The sequence below is a fragment of the Aquabacterium sp. UBA2148 genome, assembly GCF_002328915.1.
Classification (GTDB): domain Bacteria; phylum Pseudomonadota; class Gammaproteobacteria; order Burkholderiales; family Burkholderiaceae_C; genus Aquabacterium; species Aquabacterium parvum.
In genome coordinates, this window is sequence record NZ_DCXA01000072.1 from 1 (window position 1) to 5720 (window position 5720).

Genomic DNA, 5720 nt, shown 5'->3' on the forward strand with positions numbered 1-5720 from the left:
GCCGCGTTGACGCTGAAATGGGTCAACACCGCGGTCTCGATGCGGCCGGTGCGAGCGAAAACCCAGCCGCTGCCCAGGCCGACGATCGTGGCCAGGGCGGCCATCTTCGGCCCGCCCGCCAGGTGGACCAGACCAAACAGGGTGGCGGGCAGTGCCACGGCGCACCAGCGGCCACCCCAGCCGCTCGGCGACAACCGTTTCATCAAGGCGCTCTGCAGCAGCCCCCTGAAAAATGCCTCTTCGGCCAGGCAGGTGACCAGCAGGTTGAGGAGCAGAAAAAGTGGCACCGCCATGGCATGGCCGGGCACGCGGGGCCAGCGCCACGCTGGCTCGGTCAGGCCCCAGGCCCAGCCCAGTCCCAGCGTCAGAGCCGGGGTCAGGCAGGCGATGGCCAAGGTGGTGAGCGAGGGGCCCCCACGCCAAACCAGCGGTCGTCCACGCGCTACCACCGTCACCAGCAGCATCAATCCCGCGTTGGCCTTGTCGAACGAGGCCCTCAGGGCAAAGGCCGGATCACCCGGCCGCCATCGGACGCCGTCGAGCACGAGCGGGTTGTGAAAGCCTGGCACGGCGTGCAGCGCCAGGGCCAGCGCGAAGGCCCCAACGGCCCAGGGCATCCAGCGCGGCGCAGCGCCCTCAGGCCCGTGCATCGCGGCGTGCGCCCCCCAGCAGGACAGGCCGATGCAGGCGGCCACGGCGGTCATGCCCAAGGCATCCAGCAAACCGCTGCACCCGCCCAGGATCGCCGCAGCCACCCAGCACAGCGCCCAGGTGGGCAGGCCGATGCGGCCCCACCAACTTGGCAGAGCCGGGCTCGGCGCAAGGTGACCCAGCGCATCGGGCCTGGGTGCTTGAAACCACCAGGCCAGACCGGCAAGTCCGAGCGCGATGAAGGGCAGTGAGGGTGGCATGGGGGGCGATTGTGGGGCCCGATCAAGAAGCCTGGTGCGGCAGTTCGTGGTTGAATCCGCGCATGGCACAGCCCCCCTCCCAGCGTCGCAGCGATCCCGTGGCCGCCCATGTGGCGGACAACGTGGCCGACAACGTGGCAGATTGGGCCCGTCGGTGGCGCACGCCCATGCTGCGCTTCGCACAACTCCACATCCAGCCCAAGGAAGATGCCGAGGACGCCGTGCAGGAGGCCCTGGCTGCTGCGCTGGCGGCTTCGGCCGATGCGCCCCCGGTGCTCGAGCCGCGCAGCTACCTGTTCGGCATCCTCAAGCACAAGATCACCGATCGGCTGCGCCAGCGTTATCGGCGTGAGCAGCCTGTCAGCGAGTTGGTGTCGAGCGACCTGGACGAGGCCCTGTTCGACGACAAGGGGCACTGGCACCCCGGGGTCGAGCCCTCGCTGTGGCAGTCCCCCGAGGGCATGCTGGCGTCGGATCAGTTCTTCGCGGTGGTCGACGCCTGCGTGCACAAATTGCCCAGCAAGCCGGCGCGTGTTTTCAGCATGAAAGAGCTGCTCGAGTGCGAGGCCGATGAAATCTGCGCCACGCTGGGCATGAGCAAGACCGACTACTGGCAGTGCATGAGCCGTGCGCGCAAGCAGCTGCAGGTGTGCCTGACGCAGAACTGGTTCGACGGGGGCGAGCAATGATCAGTTGTCGCCGTTTCACGGACCTGGTGGCATCGGGAGAGCTGGACGATTCGGGTTGGCTCACGCGCCTGCAGGCCGGGCAGCACCGCTGGGTCTGCAGGCGATGCCGGGCTTTTGAGCGCAACGACCGCGTGCTCGATGACATCCTCTCGGCGCACCGAGATCGGCTGATGCGCCCCGATGACCCACCGGATCAGGACGGTTCTGGCGGGTCTGGCGGCTCTGCCGGGTCGCCGGGCTGAACACCACGCTGGCTCAGTTCTGCCAGGGCAGCCTGAACCTGTGCCACCCGCTGAGCCAGGGGTCCGCCCACCCGCAGCACGGGCTCGGTCCGCTGGAGCAGTTGCGCTTCGTACCAGGCGTGTTGCTCGCGCTGGAAGTCGGCACCGCGTCGCGTGCCGTCCTGCACGAAGCCGAAGTCGGGCTCGCACAGCACGATCAGGTCGTAGCGGCGCATGGCCGCCTGGGTCAGCTCGGGCGGCTGCTGCTGGAACATCCAGCCCGCGTAGCCCCATGTTGTCAGCGGTGAGGTGTCGCACACCAGCCAGCGGTGTGCCTGGGACAGCCGTGCTTCTTCGTGTGCGACCTGGGTTTGGGCGATGTCAACGAGGTCTTGCAGCGTGAGTTGGCCACCGCAAGCCAGCCAACGATCGCGACCGTGCTCGGGCACCCACACCGTGCCTTCCGCTTGTGCCAGCGCCTCGGCCAGGGTGGTCTTGCCGCTGGACTCGCCACCCAGCAGGACCACGCGCTGCACGAAGTCGCGGTAGACGTCGGCGTGCAGCCATGTGCGGTGGGCGTGGACGTCCTGGCGCAATGTGCGCGCGCTGATGGGGTGGCGCGCCCGATGGGGGTCGACGCTCACCGGCGTGACGGGCTGAGCCCAGGTGCGTGCCAGCCGTTCGCACGTGGGCCCGAGGTAGGGCTCGCTGGCAAACATGGCGTCAGGGCGCAGGCCGATGGGGCCGTCGAGCAGCCAGGCCAACCAGTCCTGTTGGGCCTCGTCGCTGGCGAGGTTGTCGGGCATGGGGCGCCAGGGCAGTCCCCGCTCGGCGCAGCGCGCTCGCACCCAGTCGTCATCGATCTGGATGTTGATGACGCCCGGAAAGCGCCGCTGCACCCAGGCCTCGCGGCGCGCGCGTTCGCAACCCGCGAAGCTGGGTTGGCTGTAGCCGAGCACGAGCACCTGCTCGCAGGCCTGCTGCGCCCGGCCGATGACGTGCTCATGGCCCAGATGCAGGGGCGAGAACTTGCCGACCACGAGGCCCAGTCGGTGGCTTGCCGAGGTGTTCATGAGCTTGGCCTGCGCCACACCCACCAGCCATGCCAGGCGTTGAGCCACAGCAAGGCGTAGAGCACGGCGGTGATGTGCAGCCCTCGGCTCAGGTAGAGCGGTACCGAGAGGGTGTTGACCAGGATCCAGCACGGCCAGGTTTCGCGCCGGCCCTGCATGAGCAGCCATTGCGCGATCACGCTGGTGGCCAGCACAGCCGAGTCCCAGAAGGGCGCGTAGGCCTGGGTCCAGTGCGCCAGCAGCGCACCGTAGGCGATCGTCACGCCCAGGCCCAGCACCAGCAGCATCAGCCAATGACTCAGGTCCAGCCGAGGTGTGGCGTGCGGGGCGTGCGCGGCGCTGGCATGCGCCTGCCTGAGCCAGGCTCGCCAGCCCCAAAGGCCCGTGCCGATGAAGAACAGCTGCAGCGTGGCGTCAGCGTAGAGCTGGGTGTCGTGGAACAGCCGCATGTACAAGGCGCTGCCGACGATGCCCACGGGCCAGGTGGCGATGTGCCGCCTGGCGGCCAGCACCACGCACAGCGCGGTCGTCAGCGTGGCCGACCATTCCAGCAGGGCGAGCGAGTCAGGCCAGGACATGGGGCGGCTTCAGGTCACTGGTGTACTGGCGGACTTTGTCTTCGGCCTCGAGGGCTTCGATGCGCAAAGGCAGCTCGCCCAGCAGCTCCCGCAGGAGCTGCCGGATGGTGGTGTGCACCGCGGCGATGTCGGGGGCACCGCTTTGCAGCCTCAGCACCAGCGATCGGTCGGTGTGCTGGTGCAGGGCGTGGCGCTGCAGGTCGAGGTGGCGCAGGCGCTGGCTCAACTCCACGTTGTTGACCCAGCTCCCGTCGGCATGCTGAAAGCTGACCGGCGGGCGGCCCTGCAGGTCGCGCAGGGCCGGGCCCAGGGGCGACCACACCAGCCGGGCGTGGTCGCCAGTGCGGTAGCGCAGCAGCGGCAGGCAGGGGTTGATGCCGCCGGTGAGCGTGACCTCGCCGCGCTCGCCTGTTGGCACCGGTCGGCCTTTGTCGTCGAGCACCTCCACGTGCAGGCCAGGTTGCAGCAACACGAAGGCATCGACCTCGGGCACGTGTGCCGCGATGGGCCCGGCTTCGTTCATGGAATACAGGTCGACGACGGGGCAGCCGAAGTGCGCGGACAGGCGGGACCGCAGGCCCTCGCTCATCGCCATCGACGTCGACAGCATCGCTCGGGGGCGATGCCGCAGCGCCAGTGTCGCCAGCTCGCTGAGCGAGACCGGGTCGCCCGAGATGAGCTCGGGGGCCATGGCATCGAGGTAGGCGGCCCGGTCGGCGGGTTGGCGCCATTCACCGGGGTGGAGGTTCACCTTCGCCAGGCCGCATTCGCCCCGCATGGGGTTGACCGACACATAGGTGAAACAGCGTTGCTGAAACCCGACCAGCACGATGCCGACGTCGCCGCGACCGGCCTGCGTGCGCACGCCGTGCAGGCGCAGCGCCCGTTCGTGCAGGACGGCGTAGGCGGCCGCAGCCAGCGGGCTCGACGGCACCCGCAAAGGGTGGCCGGTGGTGCCGCTGGTGCTGAAACACAGCAGGGGCGAGTCGGCGCCGGGCCGCTGCACGTGCCGACGCGAGACATGTCGGATCAGGTGGCTCGACAGGTCGGCGCGGCAGGTGGTGCGGACGTGGTGCCAGCCGCGTGACAGGGTGCGCCAATCGGGCCAGTCGGCCACGTTGTGCCGGTTGGCCAGCAGCCACGGCCAGACCCAGGCAGGGGGCGTGCCGCTGGACACCGGGGCATGCAGCAGCCACGGCTGTCGGCAAAGGGCCTGCCAGCGCAGGCTGGCGCCGAGTCGGTGACCGCTCATGTCTCGGAAGCAAGGGGCCGCTGGGTGCTCGCGAAGCCGCCGCAGCATGGCCTGCCCGTGAGCGCTCAAGCCAGGCAGCCGGCGCGGCGAGGTCAGGGCCTGCCAGTCAGCCGAGGTCGAGGACGGGACCGGCGCGCGCACGGGCTCACTCGCGGGTGTACTTGTCGGCGCCTTCCTGGGCCTCGGGGCTGTCCAGGTGCGCCTCCAGGGCGTGTTGACGGGCGCGGGCTTCTCGGCGCAAGCGGCGCTTGCGGGCGAGAGGGGTCTCGTGCGGTTCGGGCTCGGTGGCGTCTTCCGCTGCGCCCAGGATGTCGGCCAAGGCCGCTGCGGCCGCTTGAGCCTCTTCTGACGCCAGCTCGTCTTCATGGGCCTTGAGTTCGCGCGCGGCCTCTTGCTGTCGGTCGAAGCGGGCGATCGCATCCAGGCGTTGCAGCCACACGAACCACACGGGCAGGCCGATGGACAGCGAGCCCAGCAGCCACCAGCCCAGCGGCGCGACCTCGGGCATGACCGTGTTCAGCCCGAGGTGGGTCAGCGCGCTGACGCAGACCAGCCAGAGCGGGCCAGCGACGTAGATCGCGTTCTCGCGCATCTGAAACGGCAGCGCCACGAAGCCGATGGCGAACACCCACACCGGGGCGTCGAAGCTGTTCGCGATCACCAGCGCGCCCACCTGGTGCAACAAGGCCAGCGCGAAAGAGGCGCTGCCCAGCCAGGCCAGCCAGCTCGCCGGGCGCGGCATGACAGGGTGATTGGCCAGCGTGAAAAGGCTCAGGCCTGCGATGACCGACAGTGGCAGCGCCACCGTGCTCGACTGCAGCGACTGGCTCAGGCTGCTCAGCCACCAGCACGCCTCTTGCACGATGGGGGCACTGGCTTGCCAGCGATCGGCCGCGATCGGCGCCAGCCAGACGGTCAGCAGCAGCACCAGCGCGCCGATGACCTGCATGCGGCGTTCGGGGGCACGGTCGGGGTCGGCGGACACGCCACCCAGCC

General features: G+C 69.7%; 6 protein-coding genes. 1 reads left to right on the top strand and 5 read right to left on the bottom strand.

The genetic code is table 11. From position 1 onward, the window contains the following. Positions 1 to 911, bottom strand: a 911-nt coding sequence (locus tag B2W70_RS03835; protein ID WP_286743029.1) for a CPBP family intramembrane glutamic endopeptidase, incomplete at its 3' end; no start/stop codon positions are given. Between the two features lie 62 nt (positions 912 to 973). On the opposite strand from B2W70_RS03835, the gene B2W70_RS03840 reads away from it, so the two are divergent. After that, complete coding sequence (locus B2W70_RS03840; protein WP_286743031.1) at positions 974 to 1600, top strand: sigma-70 family RNA polymerase sigma factor; 627 nt, start codon at positions 974 to 976, stop codon at positions 1598 to 1600. Between the two features lie 193 nt (positions 1601 to 1793). Here B2W70_RS03840 and B2W70_RS03845 read toward each other — a convergent pair whose 3' ends face one another. The 4 genes from B2W70_RS03845 to B2W70_RS03860 form a co-directional block, all read right to left on the bottom strand. Then, complete coding sequence (locus tag B2W70_RS03845; RefSeq protein WP_286743033.1) at positions 1794 to 2894, bottom strand: AAA family ATPase; 1101 nt, start codon at positions 2892 to 2894, stop codon at positions 1794 to 1796. Continuing rightward, entirely contained in the window at positions 2891 to 3472 is a 582-nt protein-coding gene (gene pnuC, locus B2W70_RS03850; RefSeq protein ID WP_286743034.1) for a nicotinamide riboside transporter PnuC, read from the bottom strand. Before pnuC ends, B2W70_RS03845 begins: the two co-directional genes overlap by 4 nt. Continuing rightward, positions 3459 to 4724, bottom strand: a complete 1266-nt coding sequence (locus B2W70_RS03855) for an AMP-binding protein (RefSeq protein WP_286743036.1) — start codon at positions 4722 to 4724, stop codon at positions 3459 to 3461. Before B2W70_RS03855 ends, pnuC begins: the two co-directional genes overlap by 14 nt. Before the next feature lie 145 nt (positions 4725 to 4869). Then, positions 4870 to 5720: hypothetical protein (locus tag B2W70_RS03860; protein WP_286743039.1), on the bottom strand; the 851-nt coding region annotated here is incomplete at its 5' end.